Consider the following 22,000-nt stretch of genomic DNA (forward strand, 5'->3'; position numbering starts at 1 on the left):
CATTCATTGCTATCATCCCCGCCTCCCCAGCCACGAACTGCCCGCATGCCAGCCCTGCCCGACAGCTTTTTCGACCGTGATGCCCAGACCGTGGCCAAGGCCCTGCTGGGCAAGGTAATCCGCCACCGCCACGGCGACCTGTGGCTGGCTGCGCGCATCATTGAGACCGAGGCCTACTACCTCACTGACAAGGGCAGCCACGCCTCGCTCGGCTACACCGAAAAGCGCAAGGCATTGTTCCTCGGTGGCGGGCACATCTACATGTACTACGCCCGCGGCGGCGACTCGCTGAACTTCAGCGCCCAAGGCCCGGGTAACGCGGTGCTGATCAAGTCTGCCTACCCTTGGCAGGACGCCCGGTCGGGCCCCAACAGCCTGGCGCAGATGCAACTGAACAATCCCGACGCCAGCGGCAAGCTGCGCCCGGATGCGCGCCTGTGCGCCGGCCAGACCCTGCTGTGCCGGGCGCTAGGCCTGAAAGTGCCCCACTGGGACGCCCAGCGCTTTGACGCCGAGCGGCTGTACGTGGACGATTGCGGCAATGCCGTACCAAGGGTGATCCAGACCGCAAGGCTGGGCATCCCGCACGGGCGCGACGAGCACCTGCCCTACCGCTTTGTCGACGCCGAGTACGCTCGGTTCTGCACGCGGAACCCGTTACGTCGGGGCCAAGTCGAAGGCCGTGACTTCTTCATTCTCGAACAAGGAAGCTGAACATGGGCCAATGGCTCGACAGCCTGACCGGCTGGCTCAGCGCCAACCCGCAGTGGCTTGGCCTGGCGATTTTCCTGGTGGCCTGCATCGAGTGCCTGGCCATTGCCGGCATCATCGTGCCTGGCACCGTGCTGCTGTTCGCCGTCGCGGTACTGGCCGGCAGTGGCGCCTTCAGCCTGGGCGAAACCTTACTACTGGGTTTTCTCGGCGGTTTGCTGGGCGACGCGGTGTCGTACACGTTGGGCAAGTACTTCCACCAGAACATCCGCCGCCTGCCATTGCTGCGCCATCACCCTGAGTGGATCGGCAGCGCCGAAACCTACTTCCAGCGCTACGGCATCGCCAGCCTGCTGGTGGGGCGCTTCATCGGGCCGCTGCGGCCCATGCTGCCAATGGTCGCCGGCATGTTCGACATGCCCCTGCCGCGCTTCATCGCCGTCAGCCTGGTGGCCGGCGCCGGCTGGTCGGTGGCCTACCTGCTGCCAGGCTGGGCCACCGGCGCGGCCATGCGCCTGCCGCTGCCGGAGGGCTTCTGGCTGGATGCTGGCATCATCGCCGGCACCCTGGCTGTCATCATCGGCCTTAGCCTGACCACCAGCATTCGTGACCAGCGCCATGGAACACGACTGATCGCCGGTATGAGCTTCCTTGCCTTGGCTGGGGTATTCCTCGGCTGGCCTTACCTGCACGAATTCGACCAGGGCGTGATGACCCTGGTGCAGGAGCACCGCAGCCAGGCCATCGACAGCGCTGTGGTACTGGTGACCCGGCTGGGCGATTTCCGCACGCAACTGTTTCTTGGCGCCCTGCTGACCGGCCTGCTGCTGCTTGCCCGGCAATGGCGGCACGCCTTTTTTGCCGCTGGCGCACTGATGGGCACGGCAATCGCCAACGGTACGCTTAAATGGCTGTTCGCCCGCGCACGGCCGGAAGTGCTGACCGACCCACTGACCAGCTACAGCATGCCCAGCGGGCACAGCTCGGCGTCGTTTGCGTTCTTTCTGGTGATCGCGGTACTGGCAGGGCGCGGCCAGCCGCCGCGGATGCGCCTGACCTGGGTGATGCTGGGTTGCATTCCGGCGCTGGCAATTGCCCTGTCGCGGGTTTACCTGGGCGCGCACTGGCCGACCGACATCCTCGCCGGGGCTTTGCTGGCGTGCTGTGTATGTGCGCTTAGCCTGACAGTGGTACAGCATCGGCAGACGCTGCCAGCCATGCCGCTGCGGGTGTGGTGGCTGGTGTTGCCGGCATGTATCGCGCTGCTGGCGTTCTTCGCCATGCATGCGCTGCCTCAGGCTTTGCTCAGATACCAATATTGATATTGCCTGTGCTGGCCCCTTCGCGGGTAAACCCGCTCCCACAGGGGTTTCATCAGCCCTGAGAGCTGTGCAGTACCTGTGGGAGCGGGTTTACCCGCGAAGGGGCCGGCACAGTCAACACATCAGTGTCAGGCAAACAGCTCACCCTGAATCCGCTCCAGCAGCTTCTGGATTTCCCCCAGCCGCTGCTGCGGCGAGTCGAGGGTCAGCAGGTCCAGCTTGTCTTCTTCCATGAACGGCAGCAGGTAGGCCAGCTGATTGGCCAGCGCCTGGCGCCCGTCCACCGGGCGCGGCATGTCCAGCGCCTCGACCATCGGGTGCTCGCCCAGCGCCACCAGCAGCGCCAGCAGGTCGTCATCGGCCTCGAGCAGCGGGCTGTCCGCCTGCTCCGGTAGCCATTGCACCTGCCCCACCAGCAACTGGTCCTTCTGCACTTCGGTGCTTTCCAGGTTGAAGCGCCGTACGCCCTCGACGCGAATCCCCAGCAAACCGTTGTCCTGCTGCACGAAGTCGCGGATCACTGCTTCACAGCCGATCGACGCGACCATCGGTGGCGCCTTGCCAACCTGCTCGCCCTCCAGGATGCAAACCACCCCAAAGCCTTCGCCCTGCTTCATGCAGCGCCCGATCATGTCCAGGTAACGCGCCTCGAAAATCTGCAAATCGAGAAAGCAGCCCGGGAACAGCACGGTATTGAGCGGAAACAGCGGTAGTGTCATCACAACTCCTCAAGCCACCAGGCTGACCGCCAGCGGCAGGAACACTGCCGTGGCCACCCCCATCAAGCTCATCGCCAGCGCGGCAAAAGCGCCGCATTCGTCACCTTCCTGCAGGGCGACCGAAGTACCCACCGCATGCGCGGTAACGCCCAGTGACATGCCGCGCGCCTCAGGGCTATGCACGCCGAAGCGGCTGAGCAGCGCCGGTCCGAAGATGGCGCCGATCACCCCAGTGATCAGCACGAACACCGCCGCCAGGGCCGCCACGCCGCCAATCTGCTCCGCCACCAGCATGGCGATTGGCGAGGTCACCGACTTGGGCGCCATGGTCATCAGGATCATGTGCTCGGCACCGAACCACCAGCCTAGCAACAGGCAGCAGAGCGTGGCGAACAGCCCCCCGATTACCAGCGTAGTAAATGTGGGCCAGAACAGCTGCCGGATGCGCCGCAGGTTGAGATAGAGCGGCACAGCCAGCGCCACGGTGGCGGGGCCCAGCAGGATGTTCATGATTTCGGTGCTCTTGCGGTACTCGCTGTATTCGATGCCGCACAGCAGCAACACGCCAATTACCAGCAACATCGAAACCAATACCGGCTGCAGGAAGATCCAGCGGGTTTTCTCGTAGGCCGCCAGCACCACCTGGTAGGCACCGAGCGTGATACCGATACCGAACAAAGGATGGTGCACCACGGCATTCAGCGCGCCTTGCCAATCGAGCATCATGGCTGCTCCTCCTGCTTGCCCTGGCGATGGATGAGCTTTTGCATCAGCACACCAACAAACACCAGCGTCACCAGGCACGAAATCAGCAAGGCACCGGCAATCGCCCAGAAGTCAGCGGCAATGTCCTTGGCGTATACCATAACCCCCACTGCCGGCGGCACCAGCAACAGCGGCAGGTAGCGCAGCAGGCTGCTGGCCGCCTCGTTCAGCGGCTTGCCTACCTCACCACGGGCCATAAGGAAGAACAACAGCAGCACCAGGCCGATGATCGGCCCCGGCAGAAACGGCACCAACAGGTGATTGATTGCCGTCCCCAGCAGCTGGAACAGCACCAGCCAGGTCAAACCACGCAACAGCATAAGCATCTCCCTCGGGCATGGCCGCCATTATAAGCACGGGCAGCTATATACCGATATTCGCCGAAAAGCAGACAACTTGACTGAAACGGTTCGCCGTGCTGATCTTGCACTTTCGTACCAACTGACAACCTGGAGAGTCCGCGATGCCCTATGTACCGGTTACAGAGCTTTCGCAATATGTTGGTAAGGAACTGGGCCGCTCCGCCTGGCTGAAAATCGACCAGCAGCGCATCAACCTGTTCGCCGAGGCGACGGGCGATTTCCAGTTCATCCATGTCGACCCTGAAAAGGCGGCGAAAACCCCGTTTGGCGGCACCATTGCCCACGGCTTCCTGACATTGTCACTGATCCCCAAGCTGATAGAGGACATCCTGGTCCTGCCAGAAGGGCTGAAGATGGTGGTGAACTATGGGCTGGACAGCGTACGGTTCATCCAGCCGGTCAAGGTCAACAGCCAGGTTCGGCTGAAAGTGGACCTGGCCGAAGTGGTGGAGAAGAAGCCGGGGCAGTGGTTGCTCAAGGCGATTGCCACGCTGGAAATCGAGGGTGAAGAAAAACCTGCCTATATAGCTGAGTCGCTCTCGCTCTGTTTCGTCTGATTTATCCCCGGGGGCGCTATGCGCCCCATTCGCAGCACAAGGCTGCTCCTACAGGGGTATGCGATCTCCTGTAGGAGCAGCCTTGTGCTGCGAATGGGCTGCACAGCAGCCCCCGATCCACAAATCCCCCGCACTCGCGTAGACTGCCAGCCTTCGCGCAGCCTCGGGCTGCCCCTGTCGTTTAGCAAAGGTGCCCGCCATGCCCTGGCTGCAAGTACGCCTGGCCATCAGCCCGGAACAAGCCGAAACCTACGAAGATGCCCTGCTCGAAGTAGGCGCCGTCTCGGTCACATTCATGGACGCCGAAGATCAGCCGATCTTCGAGCCAGACCTCAACACCACCCCGCTGTGGTCGCACACCCATCTGCTGGCGCTGTTCGAGGCCGATGCCGAGCCCGAGCAGGTGTTTGCCCACCTGCGCCTGCTGACTGGCGCCGAGCTGCCGCAGCACCAGGCCGAGGTGATCGAGGACCAGGACTGGGAGCGCAGCTGGATGGACAATTTCCAGCCCATGCGTTTTGGCCGCCGCCTGTGGATCGTGCCCAGCTGGCACGACGCCCCGGAAAAGGACGCAGTCAACCTGCTGCTGGACCCGGGCCTTGCTTTCGGCACCGGCACCCACCCCACCACTGCCCTGTGCCTGGAATGGCTCGATGGCCAGCAGCTCGAAGGCACCCAGGTGCTGGACTTCGGCTGCGGCTCGGGCATCCTGGCCATCGCCTCGCTGCTGCTGGGCGCCCGTGAAGCGGTGGGTACCGACATCGACGTGCAGGCCATCGAGGCCTCGCGGGACAATGCCCAGCGCAACGGCATCGCCGATGAAAAGCTGGCGCTGTACCTGCCCGAGCACATGCCGGCCATGCAGGCAGACGTGCTGGTCGCCAACATCCTCGCCGGCCCGCTGGTGTCGCTGGCGCCGCAGTTGTCCGGCCTGGTCCGCCCAGGTGGCCTGCTGGCGCTGTCCGGCATTTTGGCCGAACAGGGTGACGACGTGGCTGCAGCCTACGCCACCGACTTCGAGCTGGACCCGATAGTGGTTCGCGACGGCTGGGTGCGCATCAGTGGTCGCCGCCGCTAAGCGGGCCTAGAATATCTCTCTGCACAGCTCCCGGATTGCCGCATGACCGACAGTTTCGTCACCCAGTGCCCGCATTGCCAGACCAGCTTTCGCGTCACCCACCACCAGTTGAGCGTGGCCCGCGGCGTGGTTCGCTGCGGCCATTGCCTGCAGGTGTTCAATGCCGCCAAGCAACTGCTGGAGCAAAACCGTGCCAGCGCACCTGAGTTGCCGGTACCGGCGCCTGTGCAAGCGGCACCTGCCGAGCCAGTGGTCGAGCCGCCGATTACGCCCGAGCCTGTCACCCGCGAGCGCAGCATCACGCCTGACGAGGACTGGGCCCTGACCGCCCAGGCGCTGGACGCACTCGACCTCGACCAGGAACTGGCACGCCTGGAGCGGCGCGGCCAGCCGGCCCCCGCACGCCCCGCCAACCTGGATGGCGGGCTGCAGGCGCGGCGTGACGAACTGCACCCGGACGAGCATGCGGACGACTTGTTCGGCAACGCCACCGATGAGCCCTTCGAGCCGCAAGCGCCGGCAGAGCCCGCACCTGTGTTGCTGGAGCCGCAGCCGCTGGAACTGGACCTGGAGCCTGCACCCGGCGAGCGCACCGAGCCGACCCTGGGCAGTAACCTTGACATGGACATCGATGACGAGCCGCCCGTACACCGCGCAGCCGAAGCCGATGACCAGCCCGCATTCAGCGAACCGCTGCACGCCAGCGATGATGAAAACCCGGAAAAAGGCCTGAGCGCCCGCGACGATGAACCGCTGGCGCTGCACCTGTCGGCGCGCGACGACGACCCTGTCGAGCCGCTGCCGGGTGAACGCCTGGAGCCAGGCCTTGCCAGCAAGCCCGAACGCCCGGTGCGCAAGGAGCCGCTGGTCGATGTAGTGGACGACCCGCTGCAACTGGGCTGGGAAAAACCCGCGCCCAACTGGGGCAAGCGCCTGCTATGGGGCTTCCTGACCCTGCTGGCGGCTGGCCTGCTGGCGTTCCAGTATGTATGGTTCCACTTCGACGAAATGGCCCGCCAGGACCAGTACCGGCCGATCTTCCAGCAAATTTGCCCGATCGTCGGGTGCCAGGTGCCGACCCGCGTCGATATCGCAAGAATCAAGAGCAGCAACCTGGTGGTGCGCAGCCACCCGGACTTCAAAGGCGCCCTGATCGTCGACGCGATCATCTACAACCGTGCGCCGTTCGCTCAACCGTTCCCGCTGCTGGAACTGCGTTTTGCCGACCTCAATGGCCAACTGATCGCCAGCCGGCGCTTCAAGCCCAGCGAGTACCTGTCCGGTGAGTTGGCCGGGCGTGGCGACATGCCAAGCCAGACGCCGATCCATATCGCCCTGGACATCCTCGACCCGGGGCCAAAGGCCGTGAACTACAGCCTCAGCTTCCGTTCGCCGGAATAGTCAGCACAACCCTGTGGGAGCGGGCATGCCCGCGAACACGGGCAAAAAGCCCGTGCCATGCACCGCGGCGCCTGCTTCGCGGGCGCGCCCGCTCCCACAGGGGGCCGCGCGATACCCGGGTCCTGGCTCATACCAAAAGTCATAAGCCGACAACTGTTCAGATTTTATCCAAATCCATCTTTATCCGGTCACCGAGAGCGGGTATCATGCCCACCCTTTTTCGAACTCCAAGATTCGGCCCCACAACAGGGATCACCTATGTCGGCGGTACGCATCGGCCCATACACACTACGCAACAACCTGATCCTCGCGCCCATGGCCGGGGTCACGGACCAACCTTTCCGTACACTTTGCAAGCGCCTGGGCGCGGGCATGGTGGTATCGGAAATGGTCTCCAGCGACATGAGCCTGTGGAACAGCCGCAAGTCGAGCCTGCGCCGCATCCATGAAGGTGATCCCGAGCCACGCTCGGTGCAGATCGCCGGTGGTGATGCGCAGATGATGGCTGCGGCAGCAAAGGCCAACGTCGAAGCGGGTGCCCAGATCATCGACATCAACATGGGCTGCCCGGCAAAAAAAGTCTGCAACAAAGCTGCAGGCTCTGCTTTATTGAGAGATGAAGCATTGGTCAGCGAGATTCTCCACGCCGTGGTCGGCGCTGTGGACGTCCCGGTGACCCTGAAGATCCGCACCGGTTGGGACCGGGCAAACAAGAACGGCCTGAACGTGGCGAAGATCGCCGAACAGGCCGGCATCCAGGCGCTGGCGGTGCATGGCCGCACACGCGCCGACCTGTACACCGGCGAAGCCGAATACGACACCATCGCGGCCATCAAGCAAGCGGTGTCTATCCCGGTGTTTGCCAATGGCGATATCACTTCGCCAGAAAAGGCCCGGGCGGTGCTGGATGCCACCGGGGTCGACGGCCTGTTGATCGGCCGGGCTGCCCAGGGGCGGCCATGGATCTTTCGCGAGATCGAGCATTACCTGCGCACTGGCGAATACCTGCCAGCGCCGCAACTGGACGAAGTGGAACGCATCCTGCTGGAGCACCTGGCCGCGTTGCATGCCTTTTATGGCGATGTGATGGGCGTACGTATCGCCCGCAAGCACGTTGGCTGGTACCTGGCAACACGACCCGGCGGCAAGGAGTTTCGCTCCCGGTTCAACGCTTTGGAAGACACACAAGCGCAGTGCGCCAACGTTCGTGCGTTTTTCAGCGAGCGTCGACAGAGCCTTGAGACAGAGGACGGACAAGGGGTGGCCGCATGACGATGATGACCGAGAATTTTGTGAGTGGAACAACGCCCGTGAGCGACAACGCCAACCTGAAACAGCACCTCAACACGCCGAGCGAAGAGGGCCAGACCCTTCGCGACAGCGTCGAGAAGGCGCTGCACAACTACTTCGCCCACCTGGAAGGCGCGACCGTCACGGACGTGTACAACCTGGTGCTCTCCGAAGTGGAGGCGCCCCTGCTCGAAAGCGTGATGAACTACGTGAAGGGCAACCAGACCAAGGCCAGCGAGATGCTCGGGCTGAACCGAGGCACCCTGCGCAAGAAGCTCAAGCAGTACGACTTGCTGTAAGCCAGAATCCCAACCAGAAAAGGCGGCTCCCTGAACAGAGGCGCCTTTTTTGCAGACTCCACCGCGTTATTGGAACCCGAAATGACCGACCAGACTACCCGCCTGCCAGTCCGCCGCGCCCTGATCAGCGTCTCCGACAAGACCGGTATCCTCGAATTCGCCCGTGAGCTGCAGCAGCTCGGTGTCGAGATCCTGTCCACCGGCGGCACCTACAAGCTGCTCAAGGACAACGGCGTGAACGCGGTGGAAGTGGCCGACTACACCGGCTTTGCCGAAATGATGGATGGCCGGGTCAAGACCCTGCACCCGAAAATCCACGGTGGCATCCTCGGCCGTCGCGGCACCGACGACGCCATCATGAACGAGCACGGCATCAAGCCGATCGACCTGGTTGCGGTCAACCTGTACCCGTTCGAAGCCACCATTTCCAAGCCTGGCTGTGACCTGCCGACCGCCATCGAGAACATCGACATCGGCGGCCCGACCATGGTCCGTTCGGCAGCCAAGAACCACAAAGACGTTGCTATCGTGGTCAACGCCAGTGACTACGCCGGCATCGTCGAAGGCCTCAAGGCCGGCGGCCTGACCTACGCCCAGCGCTTCGACCTGATGCTCAAGGCGTTCGAGCACACTGCGGCTTACGACGGCATGATCGCCAACTACATGGGCACCATCGACCAGGCCAAGGACACCCTTTCGACTTCCGCACGCAGCGAATTCCCGCGCACCTTCAATAGCCAGTTCGTCAAGGCCCAGGAAATGCGCTACGGCGAGAACCCGCACCAGAGCGCGGCGTTCTACGTAGAAGCCAAAAAAGGCGAAGCCAGCATTTCCACCGCCATCCAGCTGCAGGGCAAGGAGCTGTCGTTCAACAACGTGGCCGACACCGACGCCGCGCTGGAGTGCGTGAAGAGCTTCGTCAAGCCCGCCTGTGTCATCGTCAAGCACGCCAACCCGTGCGGCGTGGCCGTTGTGCCTGAAGACGAAGGCGGCATCCGCAAGGCCTACGACCTGGCCTACGCCACCGATACCGAGTCGGCCTTCGGCGGCATCATTGCCTTCAACCGCGAACTGGACGGCGAAACCGCCAAGGCCATCGTCGAGCGCCAGTTCGTCGAAGTGATCATCGCCCCGAAAATTTCCCAGGCTGCCCGCGACGTGGTAGCTGCCAAGCAGAACGTACGCCTGCTGGAGTGCGGCGAGTGGCCAGCTGAGCGCGCTGCCGGTTGGGACTTCAAGCGCGTCAACGGTGGCCTGCTGGTGCAAAGCCGCGATATCGGCATGATCACCGCAGACGACCTGAAGATCGTCACCAAGCGTGCCCCGACTGAGCAAGAAATCCACGACCTGGTGTTTGCCTGGAAAGTGGCCAAGTTCGTCAAGTCCAACGCCATTGTCTACGCCAAGCAGCGCCAGACCATCGGCGTCGGCGCTGGCCAGATGAGCCGCGTCAACTCCGCCCGCATTGCTGCAATCAAGGCCGAGCATGCTGGCCTGCAAGTGCAAGGCGCAGTCATGGCATCGGATGCGTTCTTCCCGTTCCGTGATGGCATCGACAATGCGGCTAAAGTGGGTATCAGCGCCGTGATCCAGCCGGGTGGCTCGATGCGTGATGCCGAGGTGATTGCCGCCGCTGACGAAGCCGGCATCGCGATGGTGTTCACCGGTATGCGCCACTTCCGCCACTAAACAATTGTCAGGCCGACCCTGGCCCTCTTTGTAGGAGCGGCCTTGTGTCGCGAAAGGGCCGCAGAGCGGCCCCGGCAATTTCTGCGGCGAAGCTGAAACCCTGGGGCCGCTACGCGCCCCTTTCGCGACACAAGGCCGCTCCTACAGGAAGCGGGATCGGCGCCAAACAGAATTCGAGGTTTTGACATGAAAGTTTTGATCATCGGCAGCGGCGGCCGTGAGCACGCCCTGGCCTGGAAAGTTGCCCAGGACCCACGCGTCGAGAAAGTCTTCGTTGCCCCAGGCAACGCCGGCACCGCCATTGAAGCCAAGTGCGAGAACGTCGCCATCGACGTGTGCGCCCTGGAACAACTGGCCGACTTCGCCGAGAAAAACGTCGACCTGACCATCGTCGGCCCGGAAGCACCGCTGGTCATCGGTGTGGTCGACCTGTTCCGCAGCCGTGGCCTGGACTGCTTCGGCCCAAACAAAGGTGCCGCCCAGCTGGAAGGCTCCAAGGCCTTTACCAAGGACTTCCTGGCGCGTCACAAGATCCCGACCGCCGACTACCAGAACTTCACCGAAATCGAGCCGGCGCTGGCCTACCTGCAAGAAAAAGGTGCGCCGATCGTGATCAAGGCCGACGGCCTGGCTGCGGGCAAAGGCGTGATCGTCGCCATGACCCTCGAAGAAGCCGAAGCCGCCGTGCGTGACATGCTGGCCGGCAACGCCTTCGGTGAAGCCGGTTCGCGTGTGGTGATCGAAGAGTTCCTGGACGGCGAAGAAGCCAGCTTCATCGTCATGGTCGACGGCCACAACGTGCTGCCCATGGCCACCAGCCAGGACCACAAGCGCGTCGGCGACCAGGACACCGGCCCGAACACCGGCGGCATGGGTGCCTACTCCCCTGCCCCGGTCGTTACCGCCGACGTGCACCAGCGCGTGATGGACCAGGTGATCTGGCCAACCGTGCGCGGCATGGCCGAGGAAGGCAACGTCTACACCGGCTTCCTCTATGCTGGCCTGATGATCGACAAGGCAGGCAACCCCAAGGTCATCGAGTTCAACTGCCGCTTCGGCGACCCAGAGACCCAGCCGGTCATGCTGCGCCTGGAGTCGAGCCTGGTGCTGCTGATCGAAGCCGCGTTCGCCAAGGCGCTGGACAAGGTCGAAGCCCAGTGGGACCCACGCCCGAGCCTGGGCGTTGTGCTGGCGGCTGGCGGTTACCCGGGCGACTACGCCAAGGGCGACGTGATCAGCGGCCTGGACGCAGCAGCCAAGATCGAAGGCAAGGTGTTCCATGCCGGTACTTCGCTCAAGGACGGCCAAGTGGCCACCAACGGCGGGCGCGTACTGTGCGCCACGGCAATGGGCAGCACGGTTGCCGATGCGCAGCAGCAGGCTTACCGCCTGGCCAAGGAAGTGAGCTGGAACGGCAGCTTCTACCGCACCGACATCGGCTACCGGGCTATCGCCCGCGAGCGCGGTGAGCACCAGCAGTAAGCACTACCGGAACGCCGTGCCGCAAAGGGCTGTCAACCGCCCGGCGCACGGCATCCGGCTCGTCGACAAGGCCCGGCACGGGCCTTGCTTTCGACTTGGCGCGCCGCGCATAGTTAGTACCCGGCACATCGGCTAAGAAGGGATCTCGTAGTGCGTCGGCTTCGGATTGCCTCAGCTCTGATCGTCACCTTGCTGACCTTGCTCTGCATGTTACCGGCTGCCGCCGAGCATGACGGAGGCTGGACCGTTCTGCTCGACGAACAGGCCAACCTGCAACTGAGCGATGTGCGCTCCGAGCGCTACCGCAACCAGTTCAGCCCGCTGGTGCTTGCCGAGCTGGATGCCGCGCCGCCGGAACAGGCCTTGTGGCTGCACTACCGCCTGGAACCCGGCGACCAGGAGCAACTGCTTCGGGTATTCGCGCCCGACCTGTCTGGCCTTGACCTCTACGCCCTCGAAGGCGACCAACTTCTGCGTCAGTTGCACCACGGGCGCCAGGCCGGCACTGCCAGCCCGACCCTGCGTGGCAGCGACCATGTACTGCCCCTGCCCAACAGCCGGCAACCGCTGGACATCTACCTGCGCCTGGTCTCCGAGCACCAGTTGCGCCCGGCCATCAGCCTGGAACCTGCGGCCGTAGCCGCCTCGGACCAGAGCCAGCCACTGCTGTTCGGCATGCTGTTCGGCGGCCTGGTCATGTTGATCCTGCACAACCTGATCCGCTTCCTCTACAGCCGCTCCACCACCACCCTGATCCTGGCGTTGTATCACGGGCTGATGCTGCTCAGCGGGCTGATCCTACTGAACCTCAGCGGCCCCTGGTGGCACGTGTGGCACAACGCGCAAACCCCGGCCGCCTACCTGACACTGGTACTGGCCGGCCTGGCGGGGCTGTATTTCACCCAGCACTTCTTCACCCCGTGCAACGCCCCGCGGATCAACCGTCTGCTGCAGGGCGAAATGCTGGTGGTCGGGCTCAGCGGGCTGGTGCTGTTGTTCGTCGACACCCTGCCGCTCAACCTGATGACCTACGCCCTGATGGCCCTGGGCAGCGTGAGCATGCTGCTGGTCAGCAGCTACCACTGGTACCGGGGCTACGCACCTGGCCGCCTGTTCAGCCTGGCCATGGTGGTGTTCAACCTGGGCGGCCTGGTGCTGCTGCCGGCACTGCTGGGCCTGACCCGCACCTCGACGCCCTGGCTGCTGTGCGTCCTGCTGGGGCTGGCCGTGGCCAGCGGCCTGCTGCTCAACCTGGCAGTCAGCGAGCGCCTACGCCGCATGAGCGAGGAGCGCTTCAGCGCCAGCCGGGCTTTGGCCGCAAGCGATGCCGAAATAAACGCCAAGGCCGAGTTCTTGGCCAAGATCAGCCACGAAATCCGCACCCCCATGAACGGCGTGCTGGGCATGACCGAACTGCTGCTGGGCACACCGCTGTCCGTCAAACAACGTGACTACGTGCAGACCATCCACAGCGCCGGCAACGAGCTGCTGACGCTGATCAACGAGATTCTCGACATTTCCAAGCTCGAATCCCGGCAGATCGAACTGGATGACGTGCAATTCGACCTCAATGCGCTGATCGAGGACTGCCTGAACATCTTCCGCGCCAAGGCCGAGCAGCAGAACATCGAGCTGATCAGCTTCACCCAGCCGCAAGTACCGCGGGTGATCAGCGGCGACCCGACACGCCTGCGCCAAGCCTTGTCGAGCCTGCTGGAAAACGCCCTGAAAAACACCGACCAGGGCGAGATCCTGCTGGTGGTGGCGCTGGACCAACGGGGTGAGGTACCGCGCCTGCGCATCGCCGTGCAGGACAGCGGCGAGCCGTTGGCTGCAGCAGACCGTGAAGCCTTGTTGCAGGCGGAGTTGCACAGCCACCATTTCCTGTCCAGCAACAAACTGGGCGGCCACCTGGGGCTGGTCATCGCCAAGCAGCTGATCGGCCTGATGCAGGGCGAGTTCGGCATAAAGAGCAGCACCGGCATGGGCAACACCTTGTGGTTGACCCTGCCGCTGGACCCTTCTCGCCTGGAACAGCCACCGGCCGACCTCGACAGCCCGCTGCGCGATGCCCGCGTGTTGGTGGTGGACGACAATGACACCTGCCGCAAGGTGCTGGTGCAACAATGCAGCGCCTGGGGCATGAACGTCAGCGCGGTGCCGTCAGGCAAGGAGGCCCTGGCCCTTCTGCGTACCAAGGCACACCTGCGCGACTACTTCGACGCGGTGCTGCTGGACCAGAACATGCCCGGCATGACCGGCATGCAGCTGGCCGCCAAGATCAAGGAAGACCCGAGCCTGAACCACGACATCCTGGTGGTGATGCTCACCGGCATCAGCAATGCGCCGAGCAAGGTCATCGCACGCAATGCCGGGGTGAAACGGATACTAGCCAAGCCGGTGGCCGGCTACACGCTGAAAACCACCCTGGCCGAAGAACTGGCCCAGCGCGGCCGCGATCAGGCAGTGCCGGCCAGCCTGCCCGGTGTCCCGCAGGCGCTGGACCTGCCCGGCGACTTCCGCGTGCTGGTTGCCGAAGACAACAGCATTTCGACCAAGGTGATACGCGGCATGCTTGGCAAGCTGAACCTTGAGCCCGACACCGCGTGCAATGGCGAAGAGGCCCTGCAGGCGATGAAAAACCAGCGCTATGACCTGGTGCTGATGGACTGCGAGATGCCGGTTCTGGACGGTTTCTCGGCCACCCAGCAGCTGCGTGCCTGGGAAACCGCCAACCAGCGCCAGCGCACCCCGGTGGTGGCGCTGACCGCACACATTCTCACAGAACACAAGGAACGCGCCCGGCTGGCGGGCATGGACGGGCACATGGCCAAGCCGGTCGAGCTGTCGCAGTTGCGCGAACTGATCCAGTACTGGGCCAATCACCGGGAAGCCAAGGTGGACCCGGCGCATACTTCCTAGCCCGCACCTGGTGCTTCTGTAGGAGCGGCCTTGTGTCGCGATCGGGCTGCGTAGCAGCCCCAAGGTCTATGCTACAACCTGGAAACCGGGGCTGCTGCGCAGCCCGATCGCGACACAAGGCCGCTCCTACATGACCCCTCATTCGCCAAGGATCAGCGCTAATGCTCCATGAGTTGTTCAGCGTCTACCTGAAAATGCTCGTGCTCTACAGCCCGTTCTTCGTGTTGTCGTGCTTCATCAGCCTGACCCGCGGCCACTCCAGCAAGGAGCGCAAGCAACTGGCCTGGAAGGTCGCCTTCGCAGCCCTGGTCGCCAGCGTGCTGCTGTACCTATTCGGTCGGGTGATCTTCGGCATTTTCGGCATCACCGCCGACGCCTTCCGCATCGGTGCCGGCAGCGTGCTGTTCATCTCGGCATTGGGCATGGCCCAGGGCAAGCCGGCGGTGCAGGCCGATAACGTGCAGCAGGATGTGACCATCGTACCACTGACCATTCCACTGACGGTTGGCCCCGGTACCATCGGTGCACTGTTGGTGATGGGTGTAAGCCAGCCGCACTGGGACGACAAACTGCTGGCCATCGTCAGTATCGCGCTGGCCAGCTTCACTGTCGGCCTGGTGCTTTACCTGTCGCACGGTATCGAGCGGATCCTCGGCGACCAGGGCCTGCAGATCGTCAGCCGTCTGATGGGGCTGTTCGTCTGTGCCCTGGCGGCGCAGATCATCTTTACCGGGATAAAAGGGTACCTGATGCCTTAGATGGCATAGTCATGAATGCGCGCGAGGGATACCTTGACGACGCTTTCCTGCACTTTCGGCAATACGCTGTTCTCAAAGGCCAGAATATTGAACCGGACCAGTTCCGCACGCACATTCTTGTAACTGCGCTTGCGGCTGATGAACCCTGCACTGAAAACAGACTGCTTGTCCGTTTCGTGGTAAATCACCATGTCGACACGGTTATTACCGGCCGGCGCGCAGGCCAACACTTGAAAGTGCTGCATCTCGTATGCCTTTTTCTCGAGTTCCTTCAGCACCGACGGTTTGGTCAGCAACGTTTGCATGGACACTTTGACCGACGACGCAAAGCTGTCCCCGGCAGTTTTAGACAGGGTCTGCAGCACGTGATCCGTCTGTTGCGTACGCGTCTTGTCCGGCCAATGGATCTGCTCAGCCGTTACCGCATCCCACCCCATGAATTTGAGCTGGTTACGGTAATAAGCGAACCAGTCTTTAATCAGCCCCTCTTTGTAAGCGGTATCAGTGGCTCTTTCGGCCATTGCCAAGGCCAGTTTCACCTTGTTTTTCTGCGCGGCGTCGATGCCCGGCAAGAACGAAACAATCCCAGCGCCGATCACGGCAGACGTGGCTTCACTCATGATGCTGCTCCTGTAGGTTGTGCGTAAGGGTCGAACCGGTAAACGGCCTGTGCATCCTTGGTTTTCATCAAGGCCTGCAATTCATCACGCTGGCGTTGGAAGCGCCCCTCATCCAACGCCAGGGAAACGCCGTTGAACTCGGCCTCGCCCTCAAGTACTTGTTCGCCCAGAAATGTCTCCAGCGAAACGAGCGACAGTGGCTTGTCGATTTGCAGCGAGATGCTGCACAGGTCCAGCGCCGGCCCCGGCTTGAGTACGCCAAGTTCGATGACCAGCGTGGAGCACTGCGCCTGATCATGCGCGCAGAACTTCAGCAAGTGCCGGAAGCCTTCGGCAGATTTGCCAAGGCCCGTCTTTATCGCCGCCAGCACGGCCTCATGGCGAAGCGAACGCATCTTCAGCCACGCTTCAAGTGGCTGTATATGCGCGTTGCGCACAGGTCGCCCCAATGGTTTCAGGTCATGGGTACTGGCCAGCTTGATCCAGCCCAGTTGGCGGTAGGCCTCCCGATACGCGGCATACCAGCTTTCATAATTGTCAACGCGTGAACCGGCGTGCTTGTTGGCTACCAACTGTGCATACAGGACTGAATCGAAAGCGGCCTGGCGTTGTGCCTCGACTGCGCCGGGCGAATACAGCAATGCTGTTCCGCCAATCAACATTAGTTGCTCAGCTGCTCTATCCATCGTGTTACCTCATCACAAAGAACCGAACAAGGCGGCGTTGCGACTACGCCGCCGGGCAATCAGATGTCGTACTCGAGCACGTTCTCGACACTGCGCACGCCGAGTTTGTTTTCTACGGTTTCGCGGATTTTGTCGTAGACAAAGTTATTGAGGGTGAGCACTGCCGTGCCGGCGTAGTACTCGGTCCTGTCCAGCTTCCACTGGATGCCCAGCACGTCGTCGTCCAGTGTTGGGGCAGATGCCTGGATGCAGCTCACTACCATGACCACATCGTTGTTTTCGGTTTCAATGCAGGCGGCCATGCCAACCATGCCCCTGGCTTTGTTCTTGCGCTTGTGATCGATCACCTTGGCGTCGTTTTCGACAGTGGTCAGTTTGTCGAAGGCCATCTTTGCCACTTCACCCAGCTTGGTGCCGCCCAACATCGCATTGCCAACCACACCTATCACCCGGATGGCCACGGCGCCTACGGTGACAGACAGTTCCGCCGAAGTTTCAAGGTCGAAGGTACGGCGTGGGATGGTAAAGCCAAGGTCACGCATGACATCGATGAATTTGTCGTACCACTCCCGGCTCTGCTTTTCGGCATTGAAGGCTTTGTCGGCTACCAATGTGGCGAAGTGGAAGGCATTTTTCACATCGTGACGGCTTTGCGCAGACATGCCCGCGCCGCAGGCAAGCAGGTTGCCTTCTACCAGGATGGCGGCATCGGTGGTGGTGATTTGTGTTGCATCGGACATCTGGAAACTCCTTGATGGTTGCCCCTTGAACCAGGGGCAATCACCTTAGCCAGCGCGCTTACCACGAAGCGCGCTGAAGGGTTTCCGACGCAACTAGCTGGCGGTGGGGTACCAACGCGGCGTGTAGGCCCACACCCCGCCTGACAGACGAGGGAATACACAGGTTGTAGAGGAGCCGACCAGAACCATGGTGCGCATATCGACCATTTCCGGCAGCAGCTCGGCCAAGGTGACTACCTTAAGCGTCTGCCCCGGCCTACCGATGTCGCGCCCAAGGACTACAGGCGTGTTCCCCTCGCGGTGGCGACGCACAACCTCCAGCGCCACCCCGAGCTGGTGCGGCCTGGACTTGGAAATCGGGTTGTAGAAGGCCAGTACCAGGTCAGCCTGGGCCGCCAGGTCCAGGCGCTTTTCAATGATCGCCCAGGGCTTGAGGTTGTCCGACAGCGACATCACGCAGAAGTCGTGCCCCAGCGGTGCCCCCGCCTGCGCAGCGGTAGCGAGCGAGGCCGACACCCCTGGCAGGATCTCGAGGTCGACGCGATGCCAGGCCGGGTCACTGGATTCGTGCAGCGCTTCGAGCACTGCAGCGGCCATGGCGAACACGCCTGGGTCGCCAGACGAGACCACCACCACCGAACGGCCTTGTGCCGCCAGCTCGAAGGCATGCCGGGCGCGCTGCATCTCTTCACGGTTGTCGGTGCAGTGCATCACCTGGTCGTCACGGAACGGCCCGGCCATGCGCACGTAGGTTTCGTAGCCGAGGATGTCCTCGGCGCGTGCCAGCTCGGCCTTGACCGCCGGCACCATTAGCTCGGCAGCGCCAGGGCCGAGGCCGATCACCGCCAGCCGGCCACGACGGCGGCCGACCTGCGCGGCATCCACCGGCGCCGGGGCCACGGCGATGACGGTATCCGCCTGCTCGATCAGCTCGGCGCCGGGCAGCGCCTGGGCCAGCATGCCTCGCAGGTCGCCAGGCTTGGCCGCAAAACGCAGCGCCACGCCAAGGGCCTGCGCGGCCTCGTGCAAGGCTGCATCAGCCATGGCGTGCTCGCCAGCCAGCAGGCAAGCCAGCGATTGTTCGGCGATACCCGCCGCCTGCAGCGCGGCGCGGATGCTTTGCAGGTCAGCGGTATCGACGCCCACCACCACCGAACGCGGGTGGATCAGCAGCTCATCACGGCTGCTCAGGCGTGCCTGATGGCCGACATGGATGGTGCGCCGGGCGCTCTCGCTGGCGGGGAGCTGCGCCTGCTCCAGCCAAGGTGCATCGCCTTCGACGCGCACCGCCTCGCCGGCCAGCAGGTCGGAGACAAAGCGCTTGCCTTGCTCGATATCCGCCAGTGCATAACCCTGCGGCGGGTTCAGCAGGCAAGTGCCGAAGCGCAGCTCGCCACTGGTGGTGATCGCAGCAGCAACGCCCAGTATCTCTGCGATTTCGCGTGCCATCACGTTCACACCACCCAGGCCACCGAGCAGCGGCACCACCGCACTGCCATCCTCGGCCACGGCCAGTACCGGCGGCTCGCTGCCCTTTTCGCTGAGCAGGCTGGCCAGGCTGCGGATGACAATGCCCGCAGCGCACAGGGCGATGATCGGCGTGTCCTGCTGGTACAACCCGCGCAGGGTATCGCCGAACGAGGTGTACGATTGGTCTGCACCCTCGACACGCCCCTCCAGGCCATGGATCGTAGCCTGTGGATAACACTGCTGGATACGCTGCGCCGTCGCCAGGCTGCCGGGGCCAAGAATGATGATTGCTGGTGCCTTGTGCATGCTCAGCCCTGCCATTTTTCCCCCGGCACGATGATCAGCGAGAAGTACGGCGACGACTGTGGGTCGACCTGGTCCAGCGGCACGATCTTCTGGTTGGCCATGGTGGCCCGCTCCACATACAGCGCGCGCTCGTGCAGGCCCAGTTCGGTCAGTACTTCGCGTACTTTAGGGAAATTGCGCCCAAGCTTCATGATCACCGCTGCATCGGCGTCGGCCAGGCGGCGCTTGAGCTCTTCGGCGGGTAACACGCCAGACAAGACCGACAGGCTCTGGTTGCGGTACACCAGCGGCGCACCCAGCACCGAGGCGCTACCGAGCATCGAGCACACGCCGGGGATCACTTCGGCTTCATAGCGCTGCGCCAGGCGGTCGTGCAGGTACATGTAGGACCCGTAAAAGAACGGGTCGCCTTCGCAGATCACCGCCACGTCGCGACCGGCATCCAGGTGCTCGGCCACCTGTACGCTGGCTTCGTCGTAGAAGTCGCTGATCACCTGCTCATAGGAAAGCGGCGCCGGTAGGGCTTCGGTGGTGACCGGGTACACCAGCGGCAACAGCGTCTGCTGCGCTTGCAAGTGTGCCTCGATGATGCCAAAGGCATTGCCACGCTTGCCCTTGGCCACGAAGTAGCCGACCACTGGCGCTTCGCGCAGCAGGCGCAGGGCCTTGAGGGTGATCAGTTCAGGGTCGCCCGGGCCCACGCCCAGGCCCAGCAGACGTCCACGCGGCGCCATCACTCCACCTCCGTGGCCAGGGCGTTGACCGCGGCGGCGGCCATCGCGCTGCCGCCCAGGCGGCCTTGCATGATCACGAACGGCACGCCACGGCTGTCGGCAGCGAGCATCGCCTTGGACTCGGCAGCGCCGACGAAACCGACCGGGAAGCCGAGGATCAGCGCCGGCTTGGGTGCGCCAGCGTCAATCATCTCCAGCAGGTAGAACAGGGCGGTGGGCGCATTGCCGATCACCACCACACTGCCTTCCAGGTACGGACGCCACAGCTCAAGGGCTACGGCAGAACGGGTGTTGCCGGCGTCCTTGGCCAGGCCCGGTACGCTTGGGTCGCGCAGGGTGCAGATGACTTTGTTGTCGGCTGGCAGGCGGGCCCGGGTGATGCCTTCGGCGACCATGTGCGCATCGCACAGGATTGGCGCGCCGTTGAGCAGCGCCTCTCGCCCGGCACGGCCGGCGCCTTCGGAGAACTGCAGGCCATCGATGGCATCGACCATGCCACAGGCATGGATCACGCGCACGGCGAGCTTTTCGAGGTCTGCGGGGATCCGCTCGAGTCGGGCTTCCTCACGGATGATCCGGAAGGAATTGCGATAGATCTCCTGACCATCGCGGATGTAGTCAATCATCAAGGTGCTCCGTCGGCAGGTCGAGCATGGCGCCTGCTTCATTCAAGGTAAGGTCGGTGCCGCGCAGGGCGCCGAAGCCCGGCTGGCGCGCGTCACGCAGATAGAGGTCATAACGGCCCGGCGACCGGGCCAGCAGGGTGGCCGGGGCAACATGGGCCACGGCGCAGGAACGGGGGCAGCCAGACAGGTGCACGCTGGCGGGCACGCCAGGGCCCAGCAGCGCGGCCAGGGCAGCGGCGTCGGCCTTGGTTTCGGCAAGCGCCTTGGCGCAGCCGCTGGCACCGGTGCAGGCGCTGATGCGCGCCAGGGGTTCATGGTCGTGGCACAGCAGGCCCAGGGCCGACAGTTCAGCCTGGGCTTGGTCGATGTGGTCGGCTTGCAGGTTGGTCAGCACCAGGCTTTGCCAGGGGCTCAGGCGCAAGCTGCCATCGCCCCGTTCACGGGCAACCCGCGCTGCGCCGCGCAGCATGGCCGGGGTCAGGCGGCCTTGCGGCGGGGCTACGCCAAGGGCAACGCCATCTGCCTGCGGCAGCGTGCCCAGCCAAGAGGCGCGGTGCTGTGTGCGTTGCCAGGCGAGCACGGCGGCATCGCGGCGGATGTCCAGGCCGAGCCCATCGACGAAATCGGTTGCCGAGTACACCTCGAGCAACTGCCGCATGCGCGACTGCGTCGCGGTTGCCAGGTCGAGAAAGCGCTCCAGCACCGCGCGCACCAGCACAAGGCCCTGCGCCAGCGGCACCGCGCCGAGCACCTGGCCGTCCGCCGGGCAGCCCGCCAGGCCAAACGCCAGCCAGGTCTGCTGCTGCAGACGCAGGGCCGATAGCCACAGGTCGTGGGGGTGTTCGAGCATGGCCAGGCGTTCGCCGGCATCCAGCTGCACGGCAAACTTGGCCGACAGCTGGTGAAAGCGCGGGGTGCCTTCCAACAGGTCGAGGATCTGCCCCGCCAAAGGCCGTGCGTCCAGCAGCATCGCCGGGTCATGCCCGGCCAGCGGGCTGAGCATCAGGTTGCGCACATCGTCACCGGCCGCGTCGCGCGGGCCCAGGCCAGCGGCGAGCAGGGTCTCGACCAGGGCGCGATGCTCGTTGCCAATGCCGCGAATCTGCAAATTGCCACGGTTGGTGGCCTCGATCACACCGCCGGCGAAGCGCTCGGCTGCCGTCGCCACCGCTTCGGCCTGGTCGGCCAGCAGCAGGCCGCCCGGCAGCTTGATGCGGCAGATGCCGCCATCACGGGCACTGACAATGCGCCACAACCCCGGGCAGGCCGAGGGGCGGGGCGAAACGTTGGGGGCATGGGCCTGCGTCAAAGGGGCGTCCGGCAATCTGTGAAAATGCGCTTGAGTGTAGAAGGCGCGGTATTATGCCTGCTTTGTCCGGCGGCATGAAAAGCCGGTGGTCGAGCATCATTCGAGTTTGAGCTGAAATTTTGGGGCTGCCATGCAGCCCATCGCGACACAAGGC

21 protein-coding genes are annotated in these 22,000 nt (G+C 63.6%); 11 read left to right on the forward strand and 10 right to left on the reverse strand.

All coding sequences use genetic code 11. From position 1 onward, the window contains the following. The first annotated feature begins 45 nt into the window (after positions 1-45). Positions 46-714, forward strand: coding sequence for a DNA-3-methyladenine glycosylase (locus tag ABI582_RS11525; RefSeq protein ID WP_442119235.1), 669 nt, complete (start codon positions 46-48; stop codon positions 712-714). A gap of 2 nt (positions 715-716) precedes the next feature. Then, entirely contained in the window at positions 717-2,033 is a 1,317-nt protein-coding gene (locus ABI582_RS11530) for a bifunctional DedA family/phosphatase PAP2 family protein (protein ID WP_442119236.1), read from the forward strand. Between the two features lie 128 nt (positions 2,034-2,161). On the opposite strand, the gene ABI582_RS11535 is transcribed toward ABI582_RS11530, so the two are convergent. Genes ABI582_RS11535 through ABI582_RS11545 form a run of 3 tightly spaced genes read right to left on the reverse strand, consistent with a single transcriptional unit; the run spans position 2,162 to position 3,837 of the window. Continuing rightward, the gene (locus ABI582_RS11535) at positions 2,162-2,752 is read right to left on the reverse strand and encodes an LON peptidase substrate-binding domain-containing protein (protein WP_016501812.1); all 591 of its coding nucleotides are present in this window, start codon (positions 2,750-2,752) and stop codon (positions 2,162-2,164) included. A gap of 9 nt (positions 2,753-2,761) precedes the next feature. Beyond that, the gene (locus ABI582_RS11540) at positions 2,762-3,478 is read right to left on the reverse strand and encodes an LrgB family protein (RefSeq protein WP_016501813.1); all 717 of its coding nucleotides are present in this window, start codon (positions 3,476-3,478) and stop codon (positions 2,762-2,764) included. Then, positions 3,475-3,837 (reverse strand): CidA/LrgA family protein, encoded by a 363-nt coding sequence (locus ABI582_RS11545; protein WP_258909619.1) that lies wholly within the window; start codon positions 3,835-3,837, stop codon positions 3,475-3,477. Before ABI582_RS11545 ends, ABI582_RS11540 begins: the two co-directional genes overlap by 4 nt. 143 nt (positions 3,838-3,980) lie before the next feature. On the opposite strand from ABI582_RS11545, the gene ABI582_RS11550 reads away from it, so the two are divergent. The 9 genes from ABI582_RS11550 to ABI582_RS11590 all read left to right on the forward strand — a co-directional run bounded on the left by ABI582_RS11550 (position 3,981) and on the right by ABI582_RS11590 (position 15,355). Continuing rightward, positions 3,981-4,436, forward strand: coding sequence for a MaoC family dehydratase (locus ABI582_RS11550; protein ID WP_049275586.1), 456 nt, complete (start codon positions 3,981-3,983; stop codon positions 4,434-4,436). 199 nt (positions 4,437-4,635) lie between these two features. Next, positions 4,636-5,514 (forward strand): 50S ribosomal protein L11 methyltransferase, encoded by an 879-nt coding sequence (prmA, locus tag ABI582_RS11555; protein ID WP_442119237.1) that lies wholly within the window; start codon positions 4,636-4,638, stop codon positions 5,512-5,514. A 42-nt stretch (positions 5,515-5,556) separates the two neighbouring features. Beyond that, complete coding sequence (locus ABI582_RS11560) at positions 5,557-6,915, forward strand: DUF3426 domain-containing protein (protein ID WP_442119238.1); 1,359 nt, start codon at positions 5,557-5,559, stop codon at positions 6,913-6,915. Between the two features lie 258 nt (positions 6,916-7,173). Continuing rightward, positions 7,174-8,187: a tRNA dihydrouridine synthase DusB gene (gene dusB, locus ABI582_RS11565; RefSeq protein ID WP_016501818.1), complete on the forward strand. Its 1,014-nt coding sequence runs from the start codon at positions 7,174-7,176 to the stop codon at positions 8,185-8,187. Next, complete coding sequence (gene fis, locus ABI582_RS11570) at positions 8,184-8,504, forward strand: DNA-binding transcriptional regulator Fis (RefSeq protein ID WP_003249693.1); 321 nt, start codon at positions 8,184-8,186, stop codon at positions 8,502-8,504. Before dusB ends, fis begins: the two co-directional genes overlap by 4 nt. A gap of 81 nt (positions 8,505-8,585) precedes the next feature. Further along, a complete protein-coding gene (gene purH / locus ABI582_RS11575) occupies positions 8,586-10,193 on the forward strand; it encodes a bifunctional phosphoribosylaminoimidazolecarboxamide formyltransferase/IMP cyclohydrolase (RefSeq protein ID WP_306379819.1) in 1,608 nt (535 codons plus the stop codon). 186 nt (positions 10,194-10,379) lie between these two features. Further along, positions 10,380-11,675 carry a phosphoribosylamine--glycine ligase gene (gene purD, locus ABI582_RS11580; protein WP_442119239.1) on the forward strand — a complete coding sequence of 432 codons (1,296 nt, stop codon included), beginning with the start codon at positions 10,380-10,382 and terminating at the stop codon, positions 11,673-11,675. Positions 11,676-11,825: 150 nt separating this feature from the next. Continuing rightward, positions 11,826-14,597 (forward strand): response regulator, encoded by a 2,772-nt coding sequence (locus ABI582_RS11585; protein WP_442119240.1) that lies wholly within the window; start codon positions 11,826-11,828, stop codon positions 14,595-14,597. Between the two features lie 161 nt (positions 14,598-14,758). Continuing rightward, positions 14,759-15,355: a MarC family protein gene (locus ABI582_RS11590; RefSeq protein WP_338745372.1), complete on the forward strand. Its 597-nt coding sequence runs from the start codon at positions 14,759-14,761 to the stop codon at positions 15,353-15,355. On the opposite strand, the gene ABI582_RS11595 is transcribed toward ABI582_RS11590, so the two are convergent. The 7 genes from ABI582_RS11595 to cobG all read right to left on the reverse strand — a co-directional run bounded on the left by ABI582_RS11595 (position 15,352) and on the right by cobG (position 21,861). After that, positions 15,352-15,975, reverse strand: coding sequence for a hypothetical protein (locus tag ABI582_RS11595; RefSeq protein ID WP_338745373.1), 624 nt, complete (start codon positions 15,973-15,975; stop codon positions 15,352-15,354). The two genes, ABI582_RS11590 and ABI582_RS11595, sit on opposite strands and share 4 nt — an antisense overlap. Then, entirely contained in the window at positions 15,972-16,661 is a 690-nt protein-coding gene (locus tag ABI582_RS11600) for a hypothetical protein (protein ID WP_338745374.1), read from the reverse strand. Before ABI582_RS11600 ends, ABI582_RS11595 begins: the two co-directional genes overlap by 4 nt. Before the next feature lie 59 nt (positions 16,662-16,720). Continuing rightward, entirely contained in the window at positions 16,721-17,401 is a 681-nt protein-coding gene (locus ABI582_RS11605; RefSeq protein ID WP_338745375.1) for a hypothetical protein, read from the reverse strand. A 93-nt stretch (positions 17,402-17,494) separates the two neighbouring features. After that, positions 17,495-19,192, reverse strand: a complete 1,698-nt coding sequence (cobJ, locus tag ABI582_RS11610; RefSeq protein ID WP_442119241.1) for a precorrin-3B C(17)-methyltransferase — start codon at positions 19,190-19,192, stop codon at positions 17,495-17,497. Continuing rightward, a complete protein-coding gene (locus tag ABI582_RS11615) occupies positions 19,180-19,911 on the reverse strand; it encodes a precorrin-2 C(20)-methyltransferase (protein ID WP_442119242.1) in 732 nt (243 codons plus the stop codon). Before ABI582_RS11615 ends, cobJ begins: the two co-directional genes overlap by 13 nt. Further along, complete coding sequence (locus ABI582_RS11620; protein WP_016489386.1) at positions 19,911-20,537, reverse strand: precorrin-8X methylmutase; 627 nt, start codon at positions 20,535-20,537, stop codon at positions 19,911-19,913. The genes ABI582_RS11615 and ABI582_RS11620 overlap by 1 nt, the downstream gene beginning before the upstream one ends. Next, a complete protein-coding gene (gene cobG / locus ABI582_RS11625) occupies positions 20,530-21,861 on the reverse strand; it encodes a precorrin-3B synthase (protein WP_442119243.1) in 1,332 nt (443 codons plus the stop codon). The genes ABI582_RS11620 and cobG overlap by 8 nt, the downstream gene beginning before the upstream one ends. Positions 21,862-22,000 lie beyond the last annotated feature (139 nt).

Origin of the sequence: Pseudomonas sp. SAS7 (genome assembly GCF_052112345.1) — a bacterium.
Classification (GTDB): Bacteria; Pseudomonadota; Gammaproteobacteria; order Pseudomonadales; family Pseudomonadaceae; genus Aquipseudomonas; species Aquipseudomonas putida_Q.

What these genes read in the sequence shown, in the direction of transcription:
- ABI582_RS11525 (WP_442119235.1), top strand. Translation starts at nt 46, where the DNA reads ATGCCAGCCCTGCCCGACAGCTTTTTCGACCGTGATGCCCAGACCGTG.
- ABI582_RS11530 (WP_442119236.1), top strand. Translation starts at nt 717, where the DNA reads ATGGGCCAATGGCTCGACAGCCTGACCGGCTGGCTCAGCGCCAACCCG.
- ABI582_RS11535 (WP_016501812.1), bottom strand. Translation starts at nt 2,752, where the DNA reads ATGACACTACCGCTGTTTCCGCTCAATACCGTGCTGTTCCCGGGCTGC.
- ABI582_RS11540 (WP_016501813.1), bottom strand. Translation starts at nt 3,478, where the DNA reads ATGATGCTCGATTGGCAAGGCGCGCTGAATGCCGTGGTGCACCATCCT.
- ABI582_RS11545 (WP_258909619.1), bottom strand. Translation starts at nt 3,837, where the DNA reads ATGCTGTTGCGTGGTTTGACCTGGCTGGTGCTGTTCCAGCTGCTGGGG.
- ABI582_RS11550 (WP_049275586.1), top strand. Translation starts at nt 3,981, where the DNA reads ATGCCCTATGTACCGGTTACAGAGCTTTCGCAATATGTTGGTAAGGAA.
- prmA (WP_442119237.1), top strand. Translation starts at nt 4,636, where the DNA reads ATGCCCTGGCTGCAAGTACGCCTGGCCATCAGCCCGGAACAAGCCGAA.
- ABI582_RS11560 (WP_442119238.1), top strand. Translation starts at nt 5,557, where the DNA reads ATGACCGACAGTTTCGTCACCCAGTGCCCGCATTGCCAGACCAGCTTT.
- dusB (WP_016501818.1), top strand. Translation starts at nt 7,174, where the DNA reads ATGTCGGCGGTACGCATCGGCCCATACACACTACGCAACAACCTGATC.
- fis (WP_003249693.1), top strand. Translation starts at nt 8,184, where the DNA reads ATGACGATGATGACCGAGAATTTTGTGAGTGGAACAACGCCCGTGAGC.
- purH (WP_306379819.1), top strand. Translation starts at nt 8,586, where the DNA reads ATGACCGACCAGACTACCCGCCTGCCAGTCCGCCGCGCCCTGATCAGC.
- purD (WP_442119239.1), top strand. Translation starts at nt 10,380, where the DNA reads ATGAAAGTTTTGATCATCGGCAGCGGCGGCCGTGAGCACGCCCTGGCC.
- ABI582_RS11590 (WP_338745372.1), top strand. Translation starts at nt 14,759, where the DNA reads ATGCTCCATGAGTTGTTCAGCGTCTACCTGAAAATGCTCGTGCTCTAC.
- ABI582_RS11595 (WP_338745373.1), bottom strand. Translation starts at nt 15,975, where the DNA reads ATGAGTGAAGCCACGTCTGCCGTGATCGGCGCTGGGATTGTTTCGTTC.
- ABI582_RS11600 (WP_338745374.1), bottom strand. Translation starts at nt 16,661, where the DNA reads ATGGATAGAGCAGCTGAGCAACTAATGTTGATTGGCGGAACAGCATTG.
- ABI582_RS11605 (WP_338745375.1), bottom strand. Translation starts at nt 17,401, where the DNA reads ATGTCCGATGCAACACAAATCACCACCACCGATGCCGCCATCCTGGTA.
- cobJ (WP_442119241.1), bottom strand. Translation starts at nt 19,192, where the DNA reads ATGGCAGGGCTGAGCATGCACAAGGCACCAGCAATCATCATTCTTGGC.
- ABI582_RS11615 (WP_442119242.1), bottom strand. Translation starts at nt 19,911, where the DNA reads ATGGCGCCGCGTGGACGTCTGCTGGGCCTGGGCGTGGGCCCGGGCGAC.
- ABI582_RS11620 (WP_016489386.1), bottom strand. Translation starts at nt 20,537, where the DNA reads ATGATTGACTACATCCGCGATGGTCAGGAGATCTATCGCAATTCCTTC.